Genomic DNA, 24,223 nt, shown 5'->3' with positions numbered 1-24,223 from the left:
CCCAGCGTTGAAGGCCCGAGTAGCCACACTTGCCGCAGACTTCCCGCTCTATGAGGGTCTCGAGGACTGGTGAACTGACACTGATGACTGCACAGGTACTCGACGGCCGGGCCACCGCCAAGGCCATCAAGGCAGATCTGGCGGAGCGTGTCAGAGCGCTCACAGCCAGGAGCATCACCCCAGGGCTGGGCACCGTGCTGGTGGGCTCCGACCCGGCCAGCCAATCCTATGTGGCCGGCAAGCACCGCGACTGCCAGCAGGTGGGCATCAACTCCATTCAGGTGGAGCTGCCTTCGGATATCTCCGAGGCCGACCTGCTGACAGAGCTGGAGCAGCTGAACAACGACGACGCCTGCACCGGCTACATCGTCCAACTCCCGCTGCCGAAGCATCTGGATCAGCAGAAGGTCCTGGAGACCATCGATCCGGACAAGGACGCCGACGGACTGCATCCGATGAATCTGGGACGCCTGGTGGCCGAGGTCAACGAGGAGCTGACCTCACCGCTGCCCTGCACTCCCAAGGGCTGTGTGGATCTGCTGGCCCACTACGGGATCGACCTCACCGGCAAACATGTGGTGGTGGTTGGCCGCGGGGTGACCATCGGCAGGCCGATCGGGCTGCTGCTGACCCGGCGGGCGATCAACGCCACGGTGACCCTCTGCCACACCGGCACCCAGGACCTGCCCCGGCACTTAGGCGAGGCGGACGTCGTCGTCGGTGCTGCCGGGGTGAAGCATATGATCGCCCCCGCTGATCTGAAGCGGGGCGTCATCGCCCTGGATGTGGGGGTGACCCGCGAGGTGGACCCAACCACGGGGAAAGCCGTCATCTCCGGGGACTTTGCTCCGGGGATCGAGCAGGTGGCCAGCTGGTACTCCCCCAACCCGGGCGGCGTGGGGCCGATGACCCGGGTGGAGTTGCTGCAGAACGTGGTGCTCAGCGCCGAAAAACAGGCCACGGTCAAGAAATGACTCCGCACCGGGTCAGCGCCCGGCCCACGCTCGCTTTCCGTCAGTCACTGAATCGGGACAGTCCTCAGCTGCTCAGGTAGGGCTGAAGCTGAGCAAGGAGCGCTTCGGGCTGCTCCTCCGGGAGGAAGTGACCGCAATCGGGGATCGACTGCCCGAACACATTCGGCGCGAAAGGTTTCCAGGCCGCGAGGACATCCATTCCCGCAGGCAGCCCGGACTCACCCCACAAGGCCTGGACCGGGATCTCGACGGAGCGGCCGGCGGCGAGATCGGCGGCATCGTGTTCGAGGTCTACGGTGGTGGCGCGGTAGTCATCGAAGCCTGCTCGCAGCGCGCCTGGGCTCGAAAGGGCCGCGATGTAGTCAGGAATCGAGTCCTGCAGGCGTGATCGTTGAACTGTCCAGTGTTCGAAGAAGTAACGCAGGTAGTCCGCGATGTGTTCTCCGACCAGCAATTCTGGCAGGTCCGGCTGCAATGTGGAAGAGCCAGTGCCAGTACTTCTGCGCTACCGCGGGGCTGCTTCCTCGGAAGGTGTGCAGCGTAGGTGCTACATCCAGCACCGTGAGGTGTGTGATCGACTCCGGGTAATCCAGCGCAAATCGGTGTCCGACCCGTGCTCCGCGGTCATGGCCCACGATCCGCGCTTGGGCAAATCCAAGAGCGTCGATCAACTCGCGCACATCCTGGGCCATCGACTTCTTCTCATAACCCCTCTGCGGCTTGTCACTGAGCCCATAGCCGCGCAAATCAGGTGCGACCACTCGGTAGTCCTTGGCAAGAGCGGGGATGATCCGTTCCCAGCACTGCGCCGTCTGTGGCCACCCATGCAGCAGCACCAGCAACTGCTGGTCGCTGCCGGTGTCGACGTAACTCATCTTGATCTTCGACAGGCGCGCGGTGTATCGCATGTGATGTATCTAACCATCTAATAGGGTTAGTTTACAATCGACGTCATGAAAGACTGGCTGTTCCTCAGCGGCAGCGCCTGCCTTGACTTCATCAACACCTACCGCGACCGTTGGTCGCCAGACCCCAGGGAGACGCTGGTCGCGCCGGCGAAGCTGGGGCTTTGGGCGGTCTCCTGCAGACTGGCTGACCAGCCTTTCGACGCAACAGCCGCCACCCTCAGGGAGGCTCGGTGTTTTCGGGAAGTGACGTATGCTCTCCTCCGCCCCTCCGCAGACGAGCCTGACCCACAGCACATCACTCTGATCAACACATACGCAGGACGGCCTGCATCTCACCATCTTGCCCTTGAAGGCAATCAGCTTGTCACGACCCAGCATCAGATCAACTCCACGAACGAACTGCTCGGCGCTCTGGCCGATGACCTGGTCGCCCTGGTAGACGACCCAGGTGCACACCGGGTCAGGGAATGCGAACATGACCGATGCGGGCTCCTGTTCCTGGACACTTCCCGAGCTGACAAACGACGATGGTGCTCAATGCGCAGGTGCGGCAACAGGATGAAGGCACAGCGTCATGCGTCTAGACTCGGCACCAAGCCCGGAGGCTGACCGCTGAGCGACGAGGGGTCCGCACCCGCTCTGATCTGCCCGGCTGATGAGCTGGGGATCAGCTGTGATGATCACTCGTACGAGAACCTGACCTAAGGAATTGACCGCGCCACACCATGGTTGAGGAGAAAGTGAACACCAAGAAGATCGGCTTTCTGTCCTTTGGGCATTGGACCCCCTCCCCACATTCGCAGACCCGGTCGGCCTCAGACACGCTGCTGCAGAGCATCGATTTGGCAGTGGCCGCCGAGGAGCTAGGGGCCGACGGCGCCTACTTCCGGGTCCACCACTTTGCCCGGCAGCTGGCCAGCCCGTTCCCGCTGCTGGCTGCCATCGGCGCCAAGACCGAACGCATCGAGATCGGCACTGGTGTCATCGACATGCGGTATGAGAATCCCGGCTATTTCACTGAGGACGCTGGTGCCGCTGATCTGATCGCCGGCGGAAGGCTGCAGCTGGGCATCTCCCGCGGATCTCCAGAACAGGTGATCGACGGGTTCCGCTACTTCGGCTACCACCCGGCAGAGGGAGAGACCGACGCCGAGATGGGGCGTCGACACACCGAAGTCGCCCTGCAGATGCTCCAGGGCCAGGGCTTCGCCGAGCCGAATCCGCGGCCCATGTTCCCCAATCCACCCGGACTGCTGCGCCTTGAACCCTACTCTGAGGGTCTTCGTCAGCGCATCTGGTGGGGCGCTGGGTCCAATGCCACCGCCAAATGGGCCGCAGAGAAGGGCATGAACCTGATGAGCTCCACCTTGAAGGATGATGAGTCCGGGGAGCCGCTGCACATCCAGCAGGCCAAGCAGATCCGGATCTTCCGGGAGGAATGGGCACGCCAGAAAGAAGCGGGGAACGACCACGGGTTCACGCCACGGGTCTCGGTCTCCCGCTCGATCATCCCGATCGTCTCTGACCAGGACCGCGCCTACTTCCTTGGACAACGTGACACGCAGGACAAGTTCGGCATGATCGATGAGAAGACCCGCGCGGTCTTCGGCCGCAGCTACACCGCCGAGCCCGATGAGCTGGTCGAAGAGCTGGCCAAGGACGAAGCCGTCGCGGAAGCCGACACCCTGCTGGTGACCGTCCCCAACCAGCTCGGGGTGGACTACAACGCCCACCTGCTGGGCAACATCATCGAGCACGTCGCCAAGCCTTTGGGCTGGAAACCGTAAAGAGGAAGAGTCTGGTGTAGGACAAGTCATCAAGACAAGATCGGCATCTGCGGCAGAATGGGACCTATGGCTGATTCTCTCGTTGGATTGTCTGCGCTCGCCTCGGCTGCCGCCGTTACCCTGGTACTGACCGCCTGCGGCAGCGGCGATGAGACGCACGACGGCGCCCCCGCCGATGCAGCCACCGCCACAGTCGAGGGCGTCCCGGGCGAGCAGGAGGAGGCTGCCGAGCCCGAACCGGTCGACTTTCCCAGCACTGCCGTGGGCGAGGCCACTGAGCACACCCTGGAGGTGCTCAACGCGGAGGAGGAGTCCACCGCCGTGGACTGGGAGGGCAGGCTCAGCGAGGCGCTTCTGGCAGAGATGGATGAATCCGAGCTGGCTGAGACAATCAACCAGGACCTGCGACCGGTGGCCCCGCTGACGGCCACCGACTACCTCAGCACTGACACCGCATCCCGCACCCGCCTAGAAAATCCGCACAGCGAATTCGACCTACATATTGAGCTCGACGACGAAGGCCTGCTCACCGTCCTCTTCCTCACTCTTGCCCAGGACCAGGGTGAGCCTGCCGAGTCATTCGACGAGATCGAGCAGCGGCTCAGCGAGATGCCGGCGGAGGTTCGACTGCTGGTCGCCGAGGATGACGAGGAGCTCCTGACCATCGACGCCGACGAGCCGGCTGCCATGGCGTCCATCTTCAAACTGTGGGTATTGGAAGCCCTGGTGGCGGCCATTGACGAGGGTGAAACCTCCTGGGATGACACCGTGGAGCTGGATGAGCAGCACATCAGCCTGCCCTCAGGCCAGCTGCACCACGAAGACCCCGGCCATGAGCTCAGCGTCTACGACGCCGCTCATGCCATGATTTCCATCAGCGACAACACAGCCACTGACCTGCTGATCGACCATGTGGGCCGCGGTGCCGTCGAGCAGTCAGCCCATGAGACCGGCCATCACGACCCTGAACTGCTCCAGCCGCTGCTGACCACTCGCGACCTCTTCCAGCTGCGCTGGGGCGACCAAGAACTGGGCCTGGAGTACAGCGAATCCGATGAGCAGCGCCAGCGAGAGATTCTCGATGAGCTCGCCGAGACACCGCTTGACATATCAGCATCAGACCTCACGCCTGACGACGGCGCCGCGCGCGGCCTGGAATGGTTCGCCGCCGCCGAGGACATTGCAGCGGTGCATGAGGCTCTGGATGCGCGCCGGGACGAGCACCCTGAGCTGGACAGCATTCTGGGCGACAACCCAGGAGTCTTCACAGAGACCCCTTGGTGGGTGACCCTGGGCCACAAAGACGGGGCCTCGCCCGGTGTCCTTGCCTCCTCGTGGCGCGTTGAGGGAGCAGACGGCGCCTCCCGCACCGTGGTCATACAGGTCAGCGGAGATCCTGAGGAGGTGGCGGCTGACGGCATGGAGTATCTCCACTTGGCGCAGAATGCACTGGAGCTGGAGCCCCCCAGCTAGTCCCACGGCGGGTAAGCCTCGCTCACCTCTGGGTCAGCTTACGCTGACCACCACCCCTGAAGCCGATACGCCGGCGCCGTCATGTAATTGTGAACTACTCAGATTTACGGCAAAATAGTGAGCATGACGACGTCGCACCCCTGGCCAGAGACGCTCCGGGAGCGCGGTCTGCGCGTCACTCGTCAGCGGCTGGCGGTGCTCGACGCAGTTCTTCGGCACCCGCACCAACCGGCTGAGTCGATTCATGCCGAGGTAGCCCAGGTGCTTCCTGAGATCACCGTCCAGTCGGTGTACACCGTGCTCCATGACCTCACCGCGCATCAGCTGCTGCGCCGTTTTGACCCCCCGGGATCGGCGGCGCGCTATGAGACGCGCACTGAGGACAACCACCATCATGCCGTCTGCATCTCCTGCGGCCGGATCGAGGATGTCGACTGTGTGCACGGTGCCGCGCCCTGCCTGGAACCGTCACCCGGTCTGGCGATGAACATCGAAACCGCTGATGTGGTCTTCCGAGGTCTCTGCCATGACTGTGTGACTCAACGGGACGCTGAACCGGAGGCCGCCTGATGCCGGCCGTCTGGCTGCAGAGGCATGTCCGCCTGAGAGCCCTTCACCCACCCAAGAGAGGAAACCCATGACCGAAAATTCCAACGGTTGCCCCGTGGCGCACGGCGAGAGCCAGTCCACTGCCCCGAGCATCGCTGGCCCGGCCACAGGAACCGGCCCCGACGATCCGAGCACCGAGGCTGCTCCCGGCGGCCCGCCGCACCCCACTAGGGGAAGCGGAAACAAGTATTGGTGGCCCAACCAGCTGAACCTGAAGATTCTGGCCAAAAATCCCCAGGTCGCAGATCCCTTCGGCGGCGAGGACTACGATTACGCCGAAGAGTTCCTCAAGCTTGATCTGACCCAGGTCAAGCAGGACATCAGGGAGACGCTGATCACCTCGCAGGACTGGTGGCCGGCTGACTTCGGGCACTACGGCCCGCTGATCATCCGTATGGCCTGGCACTCGGCCGGCACCTACCGTGCGGTCGACGGCCGCGGCGGTGGCGGCACAGGCCAGCAGCGTTTCGCTCCGCTGAACTCCTGGCCGGACAACATCGGCCTGGACAAGGCCCGCCGCATCCTGTGGCCGGTCAAGAAGAAGTACGGCCGCCAGCTCTCCTGGGGGGACCTGATGATCTTGGCCGGCAACGTGGCCCTGGAGTCGATGGGACTCAAGACCTTCGGCTTCGCCGGTGGGCGACCGGATGTGTGGGAGCCCGACGATGATGTCTACTGGGGCGCTGAGGAGGAGTGGCTTGGCAGCGGCAAGCGCTTCGCGAAAGACGGCGAGCGCAACCTGGACAAGCCGCTCGGCGCTACACACATGGGTCTGATCTACGTGAACCCTGAGGGCCCCGAGGGTGAACCTGATCCGGCGAAGGCCGCTCATGACATCCGCGTGACCTTTGAGCGCATGGGCATGAACGATGAGGAGACCGTTGCGCTGATCGCCGGCGGCCACACCTTCGGCAAGACCCACGGGGCCAACACCGATGATCACCTGGGTCTTGACCCGGAGGGCGCCGACATCGAGGAACAGGGCCTGGGCTGGAAGAACTCCCACGGCAGCGGCATGGGTGATGACCAGATCACCTCCGGCCTGGAGGTCACCTGGACCTACCACCCCACCCGCTGGGACAACGAGTTCTTCCATATCCTCTATGCCTACGAGTGGGAAGTCTTCAAAAGCCCGGGCGGAGCCTGGCAGTGGCGGCCGGCCAACGGTGCCGGCGACGGCCTGGTACCTGAAGCCCATGGCGACGGCAAGCGCGAGCCGCGTATGCTCACCACCGATCTCTCCCTGCGCGTAGACCCCGACTACGACAGGATCTCCCGGCATTTCCACGAGAATCCCGAACAGTTCCAGGACGCCTTCGCCCGCGCCTGGTTCAAGCTGACCCACCGCGACATGGGCCCGAAAGCACGTTACCTGGGCCCGGAGGTGCCGGATGAGGATCTCATCTGGCAGGATCCCCTGCCGGCTGTGGACCACCAACTCATCAACGAGACCGACGCCGCCTCACTGAAGCAGGCGGTGCTGGACTCAGGTCTGAGCGTCTCCGAGCTCGTCTCCACCGCATGGGCATCCGCCTCCACCTTCCGCCAGGGAGATAAGCGCGGCGGTGCCAACGGCGCCCGCATCCGGCTGGCCCCCCAGAAGGACTGGGAAGTCAACAACCCCCAGCAGCTGGCCAAGGTCCTGGGCGTGCTCGAAGGCATTCAGGAACGCTTCAACGCAGATGCTGGCGGTACCGGAAAGAAGGTCTCCCTGGCGGATCTGATCGTGCTGGCCGGCAACGCCGCAGTGGAGAAGGCAGCCGCCGATGCCGGTGTCTCCGTGGAGGTTCCCTTCAACCCGGGCCGCACCGACGCCAGCCAGGAGCAGACTGACACCGAGTCCTTCGCCTACCTGGAGCCGGTCACCGACGGTTTCCGCAACTATGTGGGACCGGACAGCTCGCTTCCGGCCGAGCATGCTTTGGTTGACAAGGCGAATCTGCTGTCGCTTTCGGCACCGGAGATGACGGTGCTGGTCGGCGGACTGCGGGTGCTCGGCACCAACTGGGACGGCTCCGGCTACGGGGTGTTCACCGACCGGGTCGGGGCGCTGAGCAACGACTTCTTCGTCAACCTGCTCGATCTGGGCAAGACGTGGAAGGCTCTGGACACCGGCAAGCACGCCTTCGAGGCCACCTACGATGCCACCGGCGAGGTCTTCGGACGCGGCACCCGGGCTGACCTGCTCTTCGGCTCAAACTCTGAGCTGCGCGCTGTGGCGGAGGTCTACGCCTCCGACGATGCCCAGGAGAAGTTCGTCCGTGACTTCGTCAGTGCCTGGACCAAGGTCACTGAGCTAGACCGCTTCGACCTGCGCACCACCGCACAGGAGACCGCCGCAGCAGGCTGATTCTCCTCCCACCCGAACGGTCCAGCAGAGAGGGGCCCGAGGCCGGTATCGCACCGGCCTCGGGCCCCTCTCGCTGTGACAGGTTTCAGAAAGCCATCGAAAAGAGGGGCGCAGAGAAAGGTGCTCCCCGGAAGGCATGCCTTCCGGGGAGCACCTGAGGCCGTATCCGGCTAGGTGAGTGAGGGCCTATCGATCAGAGGTCAGTGTCCTCGTCGTCCTCATCGTCACCGTCTTCATCGAAGAGGCCGTTGTCCTCCTCGTCCTCGGTGTCGTCGTCAAGGCCGAGGTCCTCATCCTCTTCGTCATCGAGGCCATCGTCCTCAACACCGTCGTCCAGGCCGTCGTCCTCAGTGGTGTCATCGGCACCGTTGTCCTCAACGACATTGTCATCACCGTTATCCACATCACCGGTGTCAGCGGTGTCATCGCATGCGGTGGCACCGAAAATGGCCAGTGCACCCGCACCCAGGATGCCGGTTGCTGTACGAAGCTTGTTGTTCTTGATATCTGCCATGGGGATTAACCTCCGTGGTGATCAGTCTTTGAGGTAGTTGCTTTCAGCCGATATTGAGTTTTTCTCCTTCAACGGCGAACCCCCTCTCGGACAAGTCCGAGAGGGGGTTCACGCTGGACGTGAACGTGAGACGTTCAGTTCTGGAAGATCAGCCTTCGTCTTCCTCATCCATGCCGTCATCCTCGAGGCCATCGTCCTCGAGGCCGTCGTCGCCGTTCTCAACGCCGTTGTCCGGCTCCTCAGTGGTGTCGCCGTTGTCACACGCGGTGACGCCGACCAGAGCCAGGGAACCGATACCGAGAACTGCGGCGATCGAACGAAGCTTATTATCGGTGGTAGCCATTGCTTGATACCTCCGTACATGACTGCATCGGGTGTGATGCTGGGCGGGCTTTCCGCCTTGCACCCCGGTCTGTCTTTGCACATCCCTGGGTGAACTGCCTCCATCATCACCACAGATCGGGCCCGAACGGAAGCCGAAACAGGGGGTTTTAGGAGAACTATGGGGAGACTTTTAGCAAGTGTCCAGGTAACCGGCATCACAGGCAGGTTTTGCCAAGGATCTGTCCAGCTCAGAGAACACCGCACGCCGCTTTCCCGATCTCCATCAAGATGCCTCCTGTCACATCAACGACTGCCCGATGGCGTCCAGCTCTTCCTCTGAAATGACGTCCTCCTCGTCCGGCTCCTCCTCGGCCAGACCCTCGGATTCGTTCCAGTCGGCAAAGGTGATGGAGAGCTGCGCGTCCTCGAACTCCATGGAGAGCTCCCGGATCAGGGGTTCTTCGCGGTCAGCGAGAACGACGAGCTCTATGGACTCACCGTCCTCCTCATGGAGATAGACCCACACGTCTTCACCATCCCGGCTCTCCGCCTCGCCGCTGAACCCGATCTCGGAGAACAGCTCAATGCCGGCGGCCGCCAACACCTCAGTCTCGATGTGTTCGATGTAGCGCTCCGGCGTCTCGACCTGATCCACCAGCGTGCTGGTCACATCGACCCAGGAGCCCGCCGACGCCAACTCAGCCTCAAGCTCATCGGCGCTGGGTCCGGCAGCCTCATCGGGCTGGAACTCCCGGTACTCCTCCACGAAAGACCCCACCGTCTGGTAGATGGTCTCTCCGGTGTCATAGAGCAGGTAGTCCATGAGGCCCTCGACCCTCCAGACTGACCCATCGCCGAGCATGTCTCCACCGATGATCACGTCGATGTTCTCCGGGGCTTCTTCGGCAGCATCCTCATCCGGCTCCGCCTCGGCGTCATCGCCCTCATCCTCGAGATCGCCCAGAGCATCCTCGCCGTCTGACTCCTGGACACCCAGTACAGCGGCCGGGACATCAGAGAGAACCGTCACCGAGTCCTGGGACCTCGAGTTCTCCCACAGACTGTCCTCAATATCGGCCAGTGCAGGGACCTCATCGGGATCATCAGCGATCTCACCGGGAGTATCACCCTGGTCCTCAGCGCCCTCAGGGTCCAGGTCCTCCTGGCCGGTATCACCGGTGGGGTCGTCCTCTCCCGCGGCGGGGCCGTCCTCTCCCGAAGTGCATGCGGTCAGCGCCAGCACTGCCACACCGAAGAGTCCGGTGGCCCTCAAGAGCGTGTTCTCAGGCATAGTTCCTCCTAGTGGTCGGTGCAGCGGATCAGGCGTCTGGAGCCGCGTCCCCGCTGCCGGCGTCGTCGTTCTCAAGATCCTCAGGGTCCCACCCCTGTTCCTCGGCGATAGCCTCAAAGATCTCGTCCAGGGTGATGACACTGTCCGGGACCTCCGGGGACTCCGAGGCGTTCCAATCAGCGAACTCATACTGGGAGTCCTCGTCGGTGATGGCCAGCAGGTAGGGCTCGCCGTCGGCGGCCACCACGAATTCGCTGTCTCCGCCGTCTGCGGTATAAACCCACACCTGCTCGCCGTCGCGATCTTCTGCCTCAGCGCTCATCGCATCGACGTCCTCGCCGGAAAGCTCGCTCTGCCAGGTAGTGATGAACTCCGCTGCGGAGAAGACAGACCCCTCGGCATCGTCGAACATCACCCAGCTGTCACCCATGGTCTCCTCGACGAACTCCTGGTCCACCAACTCAGCGACCTCGTCGTCGAGCTCACTGACCAGAAGAGAGGCGAAATCCTCACCGTGGAAATACTCTTGAGCCTCCACCGCGCGTTGGGTGAAGCTGGAACCGCCGGCGGAGAAACTCATCTCCGAGTTGGTGCCGTCCAGGGCTCCGGAGATCGCCAGCTGCCCAGTGGTCCCATCATCCAGCCCTTCGAAGAGCTCGTCGAGATCCGCCTCGCCGGCTTCGACCTGCCCAGTGATGGTCACCGAGTCAGCGGCGAGCATCGAGGAAAACATCTCCTCGCGAATCTCACCGAAAGCAGGTGCGGCCGAACCGGCCTGCTGACCAGGGTCGGCGTCGTCGAGGTCAGTGGCATCAAAGGGGTTTCCGCAGCCGATCAGGCCGACAGCGGCGACTGCAGCAATGGGGAAGGTAGCGCGCCTCACAATATTCCTCCTTATGGGGACACTCTTTCGACAAGGGTAGTTGGCAATGCTGAACACGCCCTTGGGCGGAGCCGGGGGAGGCGGGCAAGGGCGACCTACTCAGAGTAGCTCTCTGACACACCGCGCCTGGGGAGGGCGCACCCATCGGATGCCGAGGTACCGGTGCCCCGCCGCTGGACAGCTCAGACCAGCCGGTGGTCGCCGTGACCGAGGATGCGCAGCCAGCGGTAGCCGTAGCCGTCCAGCGGCATGCGGGCTCCTCGGTCCCGGTCCAGCTCACAGGACTGCTCACTGAGCAGGTCCATCAGTTCAGCGCCCGGCTCCTGGTTCTGCAGCACGAAGCTCACCACCGCCGGCTCCGGTCCCAGGTTGTGCAGCATGACCATGGACTTCCCCCTCCACCCCATCTGGTGGACCAGCACCTCGGGAGAGTCGCTGTCGATGAGGGTGCACTCACCCCAACCGAGCTCTGGGGACTCGCGGCAGCATTTGGCCAGCCGGGTGATGTGGTGCAACAGCGATTCCTGGTCGCGACGTGCATCGGCGGCGTTGACGTGCTCAGGGCTGAAGGCGCCTTGGGTCACCGGCCGGCTCAGCCGGGAGGGCTTAGCAGTGGAGAAGCCGGCGTTTTTGCCAGAGGTCCACTGCATCGGTGTACGCACGGCCTCCCTGCCCGGGACATCCAGATTCTCTCCCATGCCGATCTCTTCGCCGTAGAACAGCACAGGTGTGCCCGGCAGGGAGAACAGCAGAGAATAGGCCATCTTCAGCCTGCGGGGATCTCCTTCGAACATCCCAGGGAGCCGGCGGCGCAGACCGCGGCCTGCGAACCGCATACGCTCTTCAGGCGCAAAGGCGTCCAGCACCTCAGTCTGCTCGCTCTCCTCCAACAGGTCGAGATTCAGCTCGTCGTGGTTGCGCAGGAAGTTCGCGTACTGCGGCTCGGCACCCAGCTCACGGGGCCGGGACCTCAACGCCTCGGCCAGCGGGGCCGCCCGGTGCCGGGCCAGCGCCAGAAACATCCGCTGATTGGTGAAGAAGTCGAACTGCATGGTCAGCTGGTCCCCTTCCTTGCCGCCGAAGAAGTCCAGCTGCTCATCATGCGGAAGGTTGACCTCCCCGAGCATGATGGCAGACCCCTGTCCTGCTGCCCGCCGCTGCAGGAACCTGCGCAGCGCCCTCAAGTAGTCGTGGGGCTCCCGGAGCTCATGCTCATCCACCCCGACCAGGTTCTCCTGACTGATGGCGAAGGGCACTGCATCCACCCGGAACCCGTCGACGCCCAGCTGCAGCCAGAAGCCCATCATCTTCGCGATCTCATCGCGCACCTGGGGATTTGCAGTGTTGAGGTCCGGCTGGGTGTGCAGGAAGTGATGGAGATACCACTGGCCGGTCTTCTCGTCCAGGGTCCAGATCCCGTCCTCCTCATCGGGGAACATGGTCTGATCGCTGGTGTCGCCGGGGTCGTCGTCGCGCCAGACGTAGTAGTCACGGTAGGGGCTCTCCGTGGAACGGCGCGAGGCGCGGAACCAGGGGTGCTGATCGCTGGTGTGGTTGATCACCAGGTCCACGATCACCCGGATACCGCGGTCATGGGCCAGGCGGATCAGCTCCACGAAGTCCCCGTGGTCGCCGAACCGGCTGTCCACCCCGTACATATCGGCGATGTCGTAGCCGCTGTCGCGCCGCGGCGAGGGGTAGAAGGGCATCAGCCACAGACAGCTCACCCCGACCTCGGCCAGGTAGTCGATCCGCTGGGCGAGCCCGCGCAGATCGCCGATGCCGTCGGAGTCGGAGTCCAGGAAGGTCTCCACGTCCACGCAGTAGATGATGGCGGTCTTGTACCAGAGGTCTGCTGTCTCAGTCATCCGCATAGGGGTCACTCAATCCTCTCGTGTGGTCTTCCAACGGGCCTGTATGCGGTGACCGCACCATCAGCCGATGCGGCGAGAACACGTCACAGCGTCTTCTCAGGGCAGGGCGGGCAGAAGGTGCTCACCGGCGGCCTCCAGCCAGGGCGTCTGGTCCTGGCCCACGTGGTGCAGGTAGATCTGGTCGAAGATCTCAGCCGACTCAGCGATCCATTCGGCGTGAGCGGTCAGGGACGACGACGTCCACACCGCCCCCAACACCTCGGAAAGACTGACCTGTTCGGCCGCTGCATCGAAATGCGCCGGGGTGGGCAGGTCTTGGTCCTGCGGATGGCCCAACACATTGGTGCGCCACTGGTCGTAGGCGATCTCCTGAGCGGCGTGGTCCGTCTCCGCCCAGCTGAGGTGCACCTGGAGAAGGGCCGGACCTGTCCCGTCTGCTTCCCGATAGGACTCCAGGACCTCGTTCTGAGCTCCTCCGGGCTGATTGAGTGTGATGATCCCCTCTGCCCAGGAGGCCGCCCGCCGAGCCGACTCGGGGGTGATACAGGCGGCATAGAGCGGAATCGGTGTTTCGGGGCGGTCGTAGAGATAGGCGTCGGAAACGTCGATGACGCCCTGGTGACTGCTGACCCATTCACCGCGGTGCAGGCGCCGAATGATATCCGCAGACTCTGCCAACCGGGCCCTTCGCTGCTCCAGGGAGGGCCACCGGTCACCGGTGATGTGCTCATTCATCGCCTGTCCGGCACCGAGGGCGACCCAGTACCGGCCCGGGAACATCTCACCGAGACTCGCGGTAGCCTGGGCCACGACGGCGGGGTGGTAGCGCTGCCCCGGCGCACAGACCGAGCCGATCGGGAAGCTCGTGCTGGCCAGAGCGGCACCGAGCCAGGAGAAGGTGAACCCTGAGTGGCCCTGACGCTGGGACCAAGGCATGAAGTGGTCCGAGCTCATGGCGGCCTCGAACCCCGCTGCCTCAGCTCGCTGGACGTCCCTGAGCAGCTGTGAGGGCGAGATCTGCTCCTGGGAGGCGTGGAAGCCGTAGCTGGGCATGGTGAGCTCCTCAGTCAGAGGCTGTGGCCTCGATATGCTGCTCCTTCAGCTCGAGGTAGACCTCGGCGTTGCGATGCAGAGCCGCGACCTCCTCATCGGTCAGCTCGCGCCTGACCTTGCCCGGGATTCCTGCCACCAACGACCGTGGCGGCACCTCAGTGCCCTGAAGGACGACCGTCCCGGCGGCGATCAGCGACTCAGCGCCGATCTTCGAGTAGGACAGCACAGTGGCGTTCATGCCCACCAGGGAGGAATCTCCGATCTCACACCCGTGCACCACCGCGCCGTGGCCCACTGAGATGCCCCTGCCCAGGAGGCAGGGGGCGTCGTCGTCGGCGTGCACAGAGACGTTGTCCTGAAGGTTGGTGCCCTCCCCGATGACGATGCGATTGGTGTCACCGCGGACAGAGGCTCCGTAGAACGCACTGGAGTCGTCTCCCATGACCACATCTCCGGTGATGGAGGCCGTCGGCGCCAGGAAGACCCGCTGTCCCAGCCGGGGGGAGTTCTCCGCCACCGTGAGTATCACTGCCATCTGTGCTCTCCTTCGAGTTCGGGCCAAGACAACTCCCAGTCTAGCCAGAGACGCCGAGCGGCCCCAGCGGCGTTCCGGACCTGCTCGGCGTCAAGCGGCTCAGGCTACGATCGAGTCGATGATGCTGTTCAGGGTCGCGGAGGGACGCATGACCTTGAAGGCCTTCTGCTCATTGGGCCGGTAGTAGCCGCCGATATCGGCGGGGCTCCCCTGAACGCCCTTGAGCTCCTCAAGGATCTGCTCCTCCTTCTCCACCAGGGCGGCTGCCACGGGGGTGAAGGTGTCAGACAGTCCGGCGTCATCGTGCTGGGCGGCCAGCTCCTGAGCCCAGTACTGGGCCAGGTAGAAGTGGCTGCCGCGGTTGTCGATGCTGCCGAGTTTGCGGCCCGGGCTGCGGTTCTCCAGCAGGAAGGTGGTGGTGGCCTTATCGAGGGCGGCGGCCAGCACCTTGGCCCGCGGTGCGTCAGCCTGCTCTGCGTAGGTCTGCAGCGAGGGCACGATAGCGAAGAACTCGCCCAGGGAGTCCCAGCGCAGGTAGTTCTCCTCGGTGAGCTGCTGGACGTGCTTGGGCGCGGAGCCGCCGGCGCCGGTTTCGAACAGCCCGCCGCCTGCCATCAGCGGCACGATGGAGAGCATCTTGGCGCTGGTGCCCAGCTCCAGGATCGGGAAGAGGTCGGTGAGGTAGTCGCGCAGCACATTGCCGGTGACGCTGATGGTGCTCTCGCCGCGGCGGATGCGCTCCACCGAGTACTTGGTGGCCGCTACCGGGTCGAGGATCTCGATGGTCAGCCCGTCGGTGTCGTGATCTGCCAGGTAGGTCTTCACCTTGCTGATGAGATTGGCGTCGTGTGCGCGGTTCTCATCCAGCCAGAACACCGCCGGCCAGCCGGTCTCCTTGGCACGGTTCACCGCGAGCTTGACCCAGTCGGCGATGGGGGCGTCCTTGGTCTGGCAGGCACGCCAGACATCACCGGCTTCTACCTGGTGCTCGATGAGCACCTCACCGGAGGAGCTCACCACCTGGACGGCGCCGTCGGCGTCGACCTCAAAGGTCTTGTCATGGGAGCCGTACTCCTCAGCCTTCTGCGCCATCAGGCCCACATTGGGCACAGTGCCCATGGTGGTGGGGTCGAATGCGCCGTGGGCCTTGCAGTCCTCGATGACCGCCTGGTAGACCCCGGCGTAGGAAGAGTCCGGGATCACTGCCAGGGTGTCGTCGGTCTCCCCGGTGGGCCCCCAGGCCTTGCCGCCGTTGCGGATGATCGCCGGCATGGAGGCGTCCACGATCACATCGGAGGGCACATGCAGGTTGGTGATGCCCTTGCGGTCATCGACCATGGACATCCGCGGGCCCTCGGACAGTGCCTTCTCGTATTCGGCCTTGATCGCCTCGCCGGTCTCACCCATGGTGTCGGCGCCGGTGAGGATCGAGGCCATGCCGTCATTGGCGGAGAGCCCGGCATCAGCCAGGTCGTCACCGAAGGTCGAGAAGATGGTGGGGAAGAACGCCTTGACGATGTGGCCGAAGATGATGGGGTCGGAGACCTTCATCATGGTGGCCTTCAAGTGGGCGGAGAAGAGCACATCCTGCTCCGTGGCACGGGCCACCTGATCGGCGAGGAAAGCATCCAGGGCCTTGGCGGAGATGAAGGTCCCGTCGACCACCTCACCTTCCTGCACCTTGAGCCCCTTCTTGAGCGGGGTCACCGTGCCGTCGGCGGCAACGTGCTGGATGGTGAGCTCATCGGCGGCGTCGATGATGACCGACTTCTCGTTGGAGGCGAAGTCCGCCTCGCCCATAGTGGCGACCTCGGTCTTGGACTCGGCGCTCCACTCCCCCATCCGGTGCGGGTTCGAACGGACGTACTCCTTGATGGAGGCCGGCGCGCGGCGGTCCGAGTTGCCCTCGCGCAGCACCGGGTTCACCGCCGAACCCTTGACCTTGTCGTAGCGGGCCCGGATGTCCTTCTCCTCATCGGTCCGGGGAGACTCCGGATAGTCCGGAAGCGCGTAGCCTGCTTGCTGAAGCTCGGCGACGGCGGCCTTGAGCTGCGGAACCGAGGCGGAGATGTTGGGCAGTTTGATGATGTTGGCCTCGGGCGTCTTGGCCAGCTCGCCCAGCTCGGCCAGTGCATCGGATTCGGCCTTGTCCTCACCCACGTAGTCCGGGAACTGGGAGATGATGCGACCGGCCAGGGAGATGTCACGGGTCTCGATCTCGACCCCCGCGGTGGCGGCGAAGGCCTCGACAATGGGCTTCAGCGAGAAGGTGGCCAGCATCGGGGCTTCGTCGGTGTTGGTGTAGATGATCTTTGCCATAGAAAGGCGGCTCCCTCGAGGTCAGTCGTACAGAAGTAGTCAGGTTCAATCTATCAATGGTTCTTCAGGTGTGAAGGCCGGCGCCACTGCAGCCGGCCGAGAGGCGAGCGGGGTTTCCCCGCCGCCGGGGAATTACAGCCCCAAGACGGCCATGGCGATCAGGAAGTAGACGATCAGCCCGGTGGCATCCACGAAGGTCGAGATGAAGGGGTTGGCGAACACCGCCGGGTCGGCCCCGACTTTCTTGCCCAGGATAGGCATCATCCCGCCGGCCGAGGCCGCCAGGGTGCAGATGGCCACCAGGGTCAGCCCGATCACTGCTCCCACGTCCCAGTCCCAGCGCCAGCTCACCAGCGCAAAGCCCAGCACGCCCAGCACCGAGCCGAGGGTGAGCCCCACCCGCACCTCACGCCAGAGCACCCTGAACACATCGCGGGTGGCGACGTCGCCCAATGCCAGTGCACGGGTCACCGTGGTGGCAGCCTGGTTTCCGGTGTTTCCCCCGGTGCCGATCAGCAGCGGGACAAACAGGGCCAGCACAACGACGGCTTCCAGGGTGTCCTCGAAGGTGTCCAGCACCTGCACCGTCAGGGTCGCCCCCAGCGCCAGCACCAGTAGCCAGACGATGCGCGAACGCATGATGGTCAGCACCGGGGTGGACAGGTAGGGGCGGTGCAGCGGCTCGGCACCGCCGTGGCGGGCCGCGTCCTCGGACTCAGCACGCTCGATGATGTCCATGGCGTCGTCGACGGTGAAGATTCCGACCACGCGGTGCTCCTTGTCCGTAACCGGCACCGCCAGGTGCTTGCGATCGGCACAGCGGCGGGCGGCGTCCTCGGCGTCGTGGTCGGCGTCCACGGAGTCGGCCTCAGACATGATGGTCTCCACCATGGTGTCCTCGCTGCTGAACATCAGCTCACGCAGGGAGACCACACCTTTGAGCAGCCGCTGCCGGTCCACCACCGGGAGGGTGTAGACGGTTTCGGCGTCAACCCCGGCACGGCGGATCTTCTCCAGCGCCTGCTTGACGGTCCAGTGCTCGGGAATGGCCACAAACTCCGGGCTCATCGCACGGCCGATGGTGCCGGAAGCGTAGCCCAGCACGATATTGGTCAGTGAGCGTTCGCGAGGGTCCAGGTGGCGCAGCATCTTCCGGGCCACCGAGGCCGGCATCTCGTCCATGAGCCGTACGCGGTCGTCGGGCTCAAGGGACTCGAAGAAATGGGCGACGTCACCGTCCTTGAGCCCTTCGATGATCTCGTGCTGCAGAGACTGGTCCAGCTGGTCGAAGACCTCCACGGCGGTATCCTTGGGCAGCAGCCGGAAGGTGACCGCACGGTCCTTGACCCCCAGGCGCTCCAAGAAGTCGACAATGTCCCCGGGGTGGAGCTCGTCCAGGGCGATGCGCAGCTCACGCAGGCGTTCCTCCCTGATGAGATCCACCAGGTCGTCGAGTTGTTCAGTCATCGGGCACTACCCCCTTTGATCAGGGTCGGGGCTGTCAGTGGTGGCGGTGCTAGTGGTAGAAATGCCGGGCACCAGTGAGGTACATGGTCAGACCGGCCTCCTCGGCGGCGGCGATGACCTCGGCGTCACGCTGGGACCCACCGGGCTGCACCACAGCAGTCACTCCGGCGGTGATCAGGCTCTGCAGGCCGTCGGCGAAGGGGAAGAAGGCATCAGAGGCCGCCACCGATCCGCAAGCACGGTCCACCCCGTCCCCGGCCAGGGTGTTGGCCCGCTGAACTGCCAGTCGGCAGGAGTCCAGCCGGTTGACCTGCCCCATGCCGATGCCCACCGTGGCCTGGCCCTTGGCCAGCAGGATGGCATTGGACTTCACCGACCGGACTGCCCGCCAGGCGAAGGCCAGGTCGTCCAGCTGGGCGTTGTCCGCCGCTGGGCCGGCAGCCAAGCTCCAGCGGACGGGGTCATCCCCCGGCGCCTGGAAACTGTCTGAGGCCTGGAGCAGCATGCCGCCGGATATCTGCTGGTACTCCACCTCATCGCGGCTGTGCTCCGGTACCAGCTGGATCAGCCGGATGTTCTTCTTCTGCTGCAGGATCTCCAGCGCCTCTGGGGCGAAGGAGGGGGCAACGACGACTTCAGTGAAGATCTCTGCCACGGTCGCAGCCATCGGGGCCGTCACCTCGCGGTTGGCTGCGATGACTCCGCCGAACGCCGAGAGTGGGTCGCAGGCGTGGGCGGCCCGGTGAGCGTCCTCGATGGTCTCAGCCACCGCCGCGCCACAGGGGTTGGCATGTTTGATGATGGCCACCGCAGGCTCATCGAAGTCGAAAGCTGTGCGCACGGCGGCGTCGGCGTCCACATAGTTGTTGTAGCTCATCGCCTTGCCGTGGAGCACAGTGGCCTGGGCCAGCCCCGGGGCACCGTTGTGCTCCGCGTAGAGCGCGGCGGGCTGGTGCGAGTTCTCTCCGTAGCGCAGTGTGGCCACACGCTCCAGGGTCAGGCCGGCGAAGGGCGGGAACTCGAGCCGGCGGCCACGGCTCAGAGTGGCCGGTGCCGGAATGTCTGCGCTGTCCACCTCGTCGCCGAACTCCGCGGCGGTCCAGCGGGCCACCGCGGTGTCGTAGCTGGCGGTGTGGGCGAAGGCCAGGGCTGCCAGCCTTTTCCTGGCTGCCAGGCTGAATCCTTGACCTTGGGCAGCGGCCACGGTCTCGCCGTAGCGCAGCGGGTCCACCACCACGGCCACCGAGGCGTGGTTCTTGGCCGCAGCGCGCACCATTGAGGGACCGCCGATGTCGATCTTTTCGATGATCTCGTCCTCAGCGGCACCGGAGGCCACTGTTTCGGCGAAGGGGTACAGGTTTCCCACCACCAGGTCGAAGCTGGCGATGCCGTACTCCTCAAGGGTTTCGGTGTGCTGCTGGTTGCCCCGGTCGGCGAGGATGCCGGCGTGGATGCGTGGGTGCAGGGTCTTGACCCGACCGTCGAGCATCTCCGGGAATCCGGTGACGTCCTCAACCTGCTTCACCGGCACGCCGGTCTCAGCGATGCGTGTGGCTGTCGAACCGGTGGAGACGATCTCCACCCCGGCCTGATGGAGGCCTGCGGCCAACTCGGCCAGCCCAGTCTTGTCGAACACGGAGATCAGCGCTCGCCTGATCGGCTGGAAACCTTCTGCACTGGTCATCGTTCTCTCCTTACGCGTCTCCGAACTGAGCCGCGGATCAGTCTACCGGCGTAAGCCCCACACCGAGCGCCCGGCGTCGACTTCACAGATGCCAAGGCCGGTGCCAGCCGGCCCAGAGACGGCGCGGCACACACTCAGGAGGCGAACTTGTAGCCCAGGCCGCGCACCGTGACCAGTAGCCGGGGGTTGGCCGGGTCCGTCTCGATCTTGGAGCGCAGGCGCTTGACGTGGACATCAAGGGTCTTGGTGTCACCCACATAGTCGCTGCCCCACACCCGGTCGATGATCTGGCCGCGGGTCAGCACCCGCCCCGCATTGCGGATGAGGATCTCCAGCAGCTCGAACTCCTTCAACGGCAGGTTCAGGCTCTGACCCGCTACCTCAACGCTGTGGCGCTCCACGTCCATCCGCACCGGCCCGGCCACGATGGTGGATGAGTCCTCGAAGTCGGTGTCCACGTGGCGGCGCAGCACTGCCCGGACCCGAGCCAGCAGTTCACGGGAGGAATAGGGCTTGGTGACATAGTCATCGGCGCCGAGCTCCAGGCCGACCACTTTGTCGATCTCGGAGTCCTTGGCCGTGAGCATGATCACCGGCACCGCCGAGCGCAGCCTGATCTGCCGGCAGACCTCGGTGCCGGGCTGTCCTGGCAGCATCAGGTCCAGCAACACCAGATCGGCGCCTTCCTTGTCGAAGATCTCCACCGCTTCATTGCCGTCTTCGGCGACCACGACGTCGTACCCCTCCTTCTGGAGGGTGTAGGACAACGCCTCGGAGAACGAGACTTCGTCTTCGACGATGAGAATCCTGGTCAAGGTGCTTCCTCTTTTCTCCGCCGCTCTATTCGGCCGGCGGCTGCTTCTTCTCTGTGGTGGGCACAGTGGTGACGGTGGTGCTGGCGAGTCCTTGGGCGTCGTCGTAGCCCAGTCCCCTGAGGTCGTCGAGCCCCTCCTCCAGTTCGGGCAGGCGCACGGTGAAGGTGGAGCCCCGGCCGGGCTGGGACCACAGGGCGACTTCCCCGCCGTGGTTGCTGATGACGTGCTTGACGATGCTCAGTCCCAGTCCGGTCCCCCCGGTTGACCGCGAGCGCGCGGAGTCCACCCGGTAGAACCGTTCGAAGATCCGTTCCTGGTTCTCTGGTGCGATGCCGATGCCCTGGTCAGTAATCGTGGCCTGGGCTATTCCGTCGCGAGAGGAGAGCCCGATCCCCACTCTGGTGTGCTCCGGTGAGTAGCGCACCGCATTGTCGATCAGATTGCGAAAGGCCATGGTCAGCTGATCGGGATCCCCGTGCACCCGGCGAGGCAGACTGCCGCCGATCCGCAGTTCGATGCTCTTGGCCTCGGCCGGCAGCCTGGAACGGTCGACTGCCTCGACCATCACCGAGTGCAGGTCCACCGGGACCCCTGCATGGACCACGTTCTTGCCCTGGACCCGGGAGAGCTCAATGATGTCCTGGACCAGCACGGCCAGCCGGTGGGACTCCTTGTGCAGCCGCTGGGAGAAGCGGCGTACCGCTTCCTGGTCCTCAGCGGCGTCGTCGATGGTCTCGGCCAGCAGGCTGATCGCGCCCACCGGTGTCTTCAGCTCATGCGAGACATTGGCCACGAAGTCGTTACGGACCGCCTCGGTGCGGGAGACCTCGGTGCGGTCATCGGCGAGCACCAGGATGTATTCATCGCCCAGCGGCGCCACCCGGAGGTTGACCACAATGGTGGTCTCCCCCTGCAGGCCGCGGGGAAGCTCCAGCTGCTCCTCGATGATCACCCCGTCCCCGCGCACCCGGGCGGTGAGCCCGAGAACCTCCTGGTGGACCACTGTGTGCCCGCGGACCAGACCGAAGGCGTAGGCAGCCGGGTTGGCGCGCACCACCCCGTCCACGGTGTCCACCACAATGTAGGCCAGCCCCAGCGAGGCCAGGACCTCGGTGGCGCCCTCGGGCATGGTCGGCTCATCGACGTCGATCCCTTCAGCCCGCTGACGCTCACTGACTCTGAAGGCATGCATGCCCACCACCCCGATGGCGAGGCCGACGACGCCGGCGAGCAACCCGATCAGCAGAGAATCCACAGTTCCACCTTAGGCGGAAAATCAGCCGCAGGTGGGCGGCTGACGAGCTCGGGGCAACAGTTCACTCGGTGTTCACCTCGTCGTTGCCTGATGCTCCGGGCGTTGTTCATCCTCACCGGAGAAGATCACCGGAGCACCTGTCGTGGGGAAAGGACCATCAAGTTATGCGCAAGCTGTTTCAGGAAGATCTTCACAACCTGGGTGATCAGCTCAGTGACATCGCCGTGCTGGTCACCGAGGCCATGGAGAAGGCCCACCGGTCGTTCGAGACCGCCAACCTGCAGTTGGCCGAAGAGGTCATCGCCGCCGACGCCCGCATCGACGCCCAGCAGAACGGCCTCGACGAGAAGGCCATCGAGCTGCTCTCACTGCAGGGACCGGTCGCCTCCGATCTGCGCCTGATCGTCGGCGCGCTGCGGATGTCCACTTCATTGGAGCGGATGGGCGACCTGGCCCGGCATATCGCGCAGCTGACGCGGCTGCGCTACCCGGACCCCGTGGCCCCCACTCGATTGGTCCCGGTATATCGGGAAATGGCGGAGAAAGACATCGCCATCGCCAAGAAACTGGTGGAGCTGCTGGTCACCCGCCAGCTGGATCTGGTGGTCGAGATCTATGCTCTCAACGAGCAGATCAACGAGCTGCACGCAGGGATCTTCACCGCCATCGCTCAGCCGGAGTGGACAGCTTCCGCGGCCACCACCGCCGATGCGACGCTGGCCAGCCGGTTCTTTGAGCGCTTCGGCGACCACGGCGTCTCCGTGGCGCGCAAGGTGCAGTACCTGGTGACCGGCGAGTGGGAAGCCGAGCCGGCCGCCTGAAGCCGTCGGGCGATCTACAGCATGTGTCTCAGAACTGCGGAAACTCTCCCCGATTCGGGGAGAGTTTCCGCAGTTCTGAGACATTGTGCGCTCCAGGTCGCGGCGGCTACTTCTTACCCTGGTTGGCCACCGCCTGGATGGCCTCTTTGGCGGCCTCAGGGTCAAGGTAGGTTCCGCCGGGGCTCAGCGGCTTGAAGTCCTCGCCCAGCCGATAGTGCAGCGGAATGCCGGTGGGGATGTTCAGCCCGGCGATGTCCTCGTCGCTGATGCCGTCCAGGTGCTTCACCAGGGCGCGCAGCGAGTTGCCGTGCGCTGCCAGCAGCACAGTCTTACCGGCCTTCAGATCGGCGATGACCTCGGACTCGTAGTAGGGGATGAAACGCTCGACGACGTCCTTGAGACACTCGGTCTTCGGAGCGGCCTCGCCGAGGTCGGCGTACCGGGGGTCGCCGGACTGGCTGTAGGGGTCGGCGTCGTCGATCTTCGGCGGCGGCGTGTCGTAGGAGCGGCGCCAGGTCATGAACTGCTCCTCGCCGTACTCCTCGCGGATCTCGGTCTTGTTCTTGCCCTGCAGCGCGCCGTAGTGACGCTCGTTGAGCCGCCAGTCCCGCTTGACCGGGATCCAGAGCCGGTCGGCGGTCTCCAGCGAGAGGTGGGCGGTGGTGATCGCCCGCTGCAGCAGCGAGGTGTGCACCACATCGGGGAGCAGATCATGTTCAGCCAGCAGTTCACCTCCGCGTGCGGCCTCGGCCCGTCCGGTCTCGGTCAGCGGCACATCGACCCACCCGGTGAAGAGGTTCTTCTGGTTCCAGTCGCTCTGGCCGTGGCGCAGCAAGATCAGGTCATAGCTCATTGCCGGTACTCCGATTCGTCAGGGGTCTACAGGGGTCGACGCCGTTGTCCTGCCACTGATTCTACTCAGAGCACTAACCAGCCGGGGCTCAGAAGCTCTCCGGCCGGCCGCTGACCGCCGGGTTCACATCGGCCAAGTAGACCGCCGCCATGCAGGCACCGCCCAGAAGGAAGAGCAGATTGAACGGCCCGACGCCGAGGAATCCCAACAATGTCAGCGCGACCGCGCCTCCGGTCATACCCAGCCAGAAGCCCTTGGTCCGCTTATTCTGCACAAAGAACATGTCAGGGTTCTTCGGCAGACACTTGAACAGGGCGATGAGCGCCAGCACGAGGCAGCCCACCGCCAAAGCCATCTGCATGATTGCTTCGGCGTATAACACGGCGGGCCACAACTGGCCTACGGTGGAGAGGGGTCCCATAGGACCCAAGCCT

General features: G+C 64.5%; 23 protein-coding genes. 7 read left to right on the top strand and 16 right to left on the bottom strand.

Annotation, left to right across the window (positions count from 1 at the left end; all coding sequences use genetic code 11):
- The first annotated feature begins 74 nt into the window (after positions 1-74).
- Positions 75-974 carry a bifunctional methylenetetrahydrofolate dehydrogenase/methenyltetrahydrofolate cyclohydrolase gene (locus tag DVO78_RS16125; RefSeq protein ID WP_202912226.1) on the top strand — a complete coding sequence of 300 codons (900 nt, stop codon included), beginning with the start codon at positions 75-77 and terminating at the stop codon, positions 972-974.
- Between the two features lie 64 nt (positions 975-1,038).
- Here DVO78_RS16125 and DVO78_RS17810 read toward each other — a convergent pair whose 3' ends face one another.
- A complete protein-coding gene (locus tag DVO78_RS17810; protein WP_202912227.1) occupies positions 1,039-1,449 on the bottom strand; it encodes an alpha/beta fold hydrolase in 411 nt (136 codons plus the stop codon).
- On the bottom strand, positions 1,337-1,849 hold the full coding sequence (locus DVO78_RS18490) for an alpha/beta fold hydrolase (protein ID WP_420799102.1): 513 nt from the start codon (positions 1,847-1,849) through the stop codon (positions 1,337-1,339). Before DVO78_RS18490 ends, DVO78_RS17810 begins: the two co-directional genes overlap by 113 nt.
- A gap of 78 nt (positions 1,850-1,927) precedes the next feature.
- Here DVO78_RS18490 and DVO78_RS16115 point away from each other — a divergent pair, with 78 nt between their 5' ends.
- The 5 genes from DVO78_RS16115 (at position 1,928) to katG (ending at position 8,101) form a co-directional block, all read left to right on the top strand.
- Positions 1,928-2,491 carry a CGNR zinc finger domain-containing protein gene (locus tag DVO78_RS16115; RefSeq protein WP_120006424.1) on the top strand — a complete coding sequence of 188 codons (564 nt, stop codon included), beginning with the start codon at positions 1,928-1,930 and terminating at the stop codon, positions 2,489-2,491.
- A gap of 131 nt (positions 2,492-2,622) precedes the next feature.
- Entirely contained in the window at positions 2,623-3,669 is a 1,047-nt protein-coding gene (locus DVO78_RS16110) for an LLM class flavin-dependent oxidoreductase (RefSeq protein ID WP_238385363.1), read from the top strand.
- Positions 3,670-3,735: 66 nt separating this feature from the next.
- Positions 3,736-5,142, top strand: a complete 1,407-nt coding sequence (locus DVO78_RS16105) for a serine hydrolase (protein WP_162301603.1) — start codon at positions 3,736-3,738, stop codon at positions 5,140-5,142.
- Positions 5,143-5,265: 123 nt separating this feature from the next.
- Entirely contained in the window at positions 5,266-5,712 is a 447-nt protein-coding gene (locus DVO78_RS16100; protein ID WP_120006418.1) for a Fur family transcriptional regulator, read from the top strand.
- A gap of 67 nt (positions 5,713-5,779) precedes the next feature.
- Positions 5,780-8,101 carry a catalase/peroxidase HPI gene (katG, locus tag DVO78_RS16095; RefSeq protein WP_120006416.1) on the top strand — a complete coding sequence of 774 codons (2,322 nt, stop codon included), beginning with the start codon at positions 5,780-5,782 and terminating at the stop codon, positions 8,099-8,101.
- A gap of 193 nt (positions 8,102-8,294) precedes the next feature.
- Here katG and DVO78_RS16090 read toward each other — a convergent pair whose 3' ends face one another.
- From DVO78_RS16090 to DVO78_RS16035, 12 genes are all read right to left on the bottom strand, one after another.
- The gene (locus DVO78_RS16090; protein WP_120006414.1) at positions 8,295-8,615 is read right to left on the bottom strand and encodes a hypothetical protein; all 321 of its coding nucleotides are present in this window, start codon (positions 8,613-8,615) and stop codon (positions 8,295-8,297) included.
- Between the two features lie 148 nt (positions 8,616-8,763).
- Complete coding sequence (locus DVO78_RS16085; RefSeq protein ID WP_120006412.1) at positions 8,764-8,958, bottom strand: hypothetical protein; 195 nt, start codon at positions 8,956-8,958, stop codon at positions 8,764-8,766.
- Positions 8,959-9,237: 279 nt separating this feature from the next.
- Positions 9,238-10,230: a hypothetical protein gene (locus DVO78_RS16080; protein ID WP_120006410.1), complete on the bottom strand. Its 993-nt coding sequence runs from the start codon at positions 10,228-10,230 to the stop codon at positions 9,238-9,240.
- A gap of 28 nt (positions 10,231-10,258) precedes the next feature.
- Positions 10,259-11,113: a hypothetical protein gene (locus DVO78_RS16075; RefSeq protein WP_120006408.1), complete on the bottom strand. Its 855-nt coding sequence runs from the start codon at positions 11,111-11,113 to the stop codon at positions 10,259-10,261.
- Between the two features lie 182 nt (positions 11,114-11,295).
- Entirely contained in the window at positions 11,296-12,981 is a 1,686-nt protein-coding gene (locus DVO78_RS16070) for an alpha-amylase family protein (RefSeq protein WP_338016588.1), read from the bottom strand.
- Positions 12,982-13,083: 102 nt separating this feature from the next.
- Complete coding sequence (locus DVO78_RS16065) at positions 13,084-14,040, bottom strand: TIGR03885 family FMN-dependent LLM class oxidoreductase (protein ID WP_120006404.1); 957 nt, start codon at positions 14,038-14,040, stop codon at positions 13,084-13,086.
- A gap of 10 nt (positions 14,041-14,050) precedes the next feature.
- On the bottom strand, positions 14,051-14,575 hold the full coding sequence (locus DVO78_RS16060) for a gamma carbonic anhydrase family protein (protein ID WP_120006402.1): 525 nt from the start codon (positions 14,573-14,575) through the stop codon (positions 14,051-14,053).
- Positions 14,576-14,674: 99 nt separating this feature from the next.
- Positions 14,675-16,894, bottom strand: coding sequence for an NADP-dependent isocitrate dehydrogenase (locus DVO78_RS16055; RefSeq protein WP_120006400.1), 2,220 nt, complete (start codon positions 16,892-16,894; stop codon positions 14,675-14,677).
- 132 nt (positions 16,895-17,026) lie between these two features.
- Entirely contained in the window at positions 17,027-18,361 is a 1,335-nt protein-coding gene (gene mgtE / locus DVO78_RS16050; RefSeq protein WP_120006398.1) for a magnesium transporter, read from the bottom strand.
- A 49-nt stretch (positions 18,362-18,410) separates the two neighbouring features.
- Positions 18,411-20,045, bottom strand: coding sequence for a bifunctional phosphoribosylaminoimidazolecarboxamide formyltransferase/IMP cyclohydrolase (gene purH, locus DVO78_RS16045; protein ID WP_120006396.1), 1,635 nt, complete (start codon positions 20,043-20,045; stop codon positions 18,411-18,413).
- A gap of 134 nt (positions 20,046-20,179) precedes the next feature.
- The gene (locus DVO78_RS16040) at positions 20,180-20,860 is read right to left on the bottom strand and encodes a response regulator transcription factor (RefSeq protein ID WP_120006394.1); all 681 of its coding nucleotides are present in this window, start codon (positions 20,858-20,860) and stop codon (positions 20,180-20,182) included.
- Positions 20,861-20,885: 25 nt separating this feature from the next.
- Positions 20,886-22,115: a sensor histidine kinase gene (locus tag DVO78_RS16035; RefSeq protein WP_202912224.1), complete on the bottom strand. Its 1,230-nt coding sequence runs from the start codon at positions 22,113-22,115 to the stop codon at positions 20,886-20,888.
- A gap of 164 nt (positions 22,116-22,279) precedes the next feature.
- Between DVO78_RS16035 and phoU the strand changes: the two genes are divergently transcribed.
- Positions 22,280-22,936, top strand: a complete 657-nt coding sequence (phoU, locus tag DVO78_RS16030) for a phosphate signaling complex protein PhoU (RefSeq protein ID WP_120006392.1) — start codon at positions 22,280-22,282, stop codon at positions 22,934-22,936.
- 106 nt (positions 22,937-23,042) lie between these two features.
- On the opposite strand, the gene DVO78_RS16025 is transcribed toward phoU, so the two are convergent.
- Both DVO78_RS16025 and DVO78_RS16020 read right to left on the bottom strand, forming a co-directional pair.
- Positions 23,043-23,789 carry a phosphoglyceromutase gene (locus DVO78_RS16025; RefSeq protein WP_120006390.1) on the bottom strand — a complete coding sequence of 249 codons (747 nt, stop codon included), beginning with the start codon at positions 23,787-23,789 and terminating at the stop codon, positions 23,043-23,045.
- 88 nt (positions 23,790-23,877) lie between these two features.
- Complete coding sequence (locus DVO78_RS16020; protein ID WP_238385362.1) at positions 23,878-24,210, bottom strand: DUF2516 family protein; 333 nt, start codon at positions 24,208-24,210, stop codon at positions 23,878-23,880.
- Positions 24,211-24,223 lie beyond the last annotated feature (13 nt).

Source organism: Nesterenkonia muleiensis (assembly GCF_003600155.1).
Lineage (GTDB): Bacteria > Actinomycetota > Actinomycetes > Actinomycetales > Micrococcaceae > Nesterenkonia > Nesterenkonia muleiensis.
The sequence above is the reverse complement of the archived record's forward strand: the minus strand, read 5'-3'. Positions and strand labels throughout refer to the sequence as shown.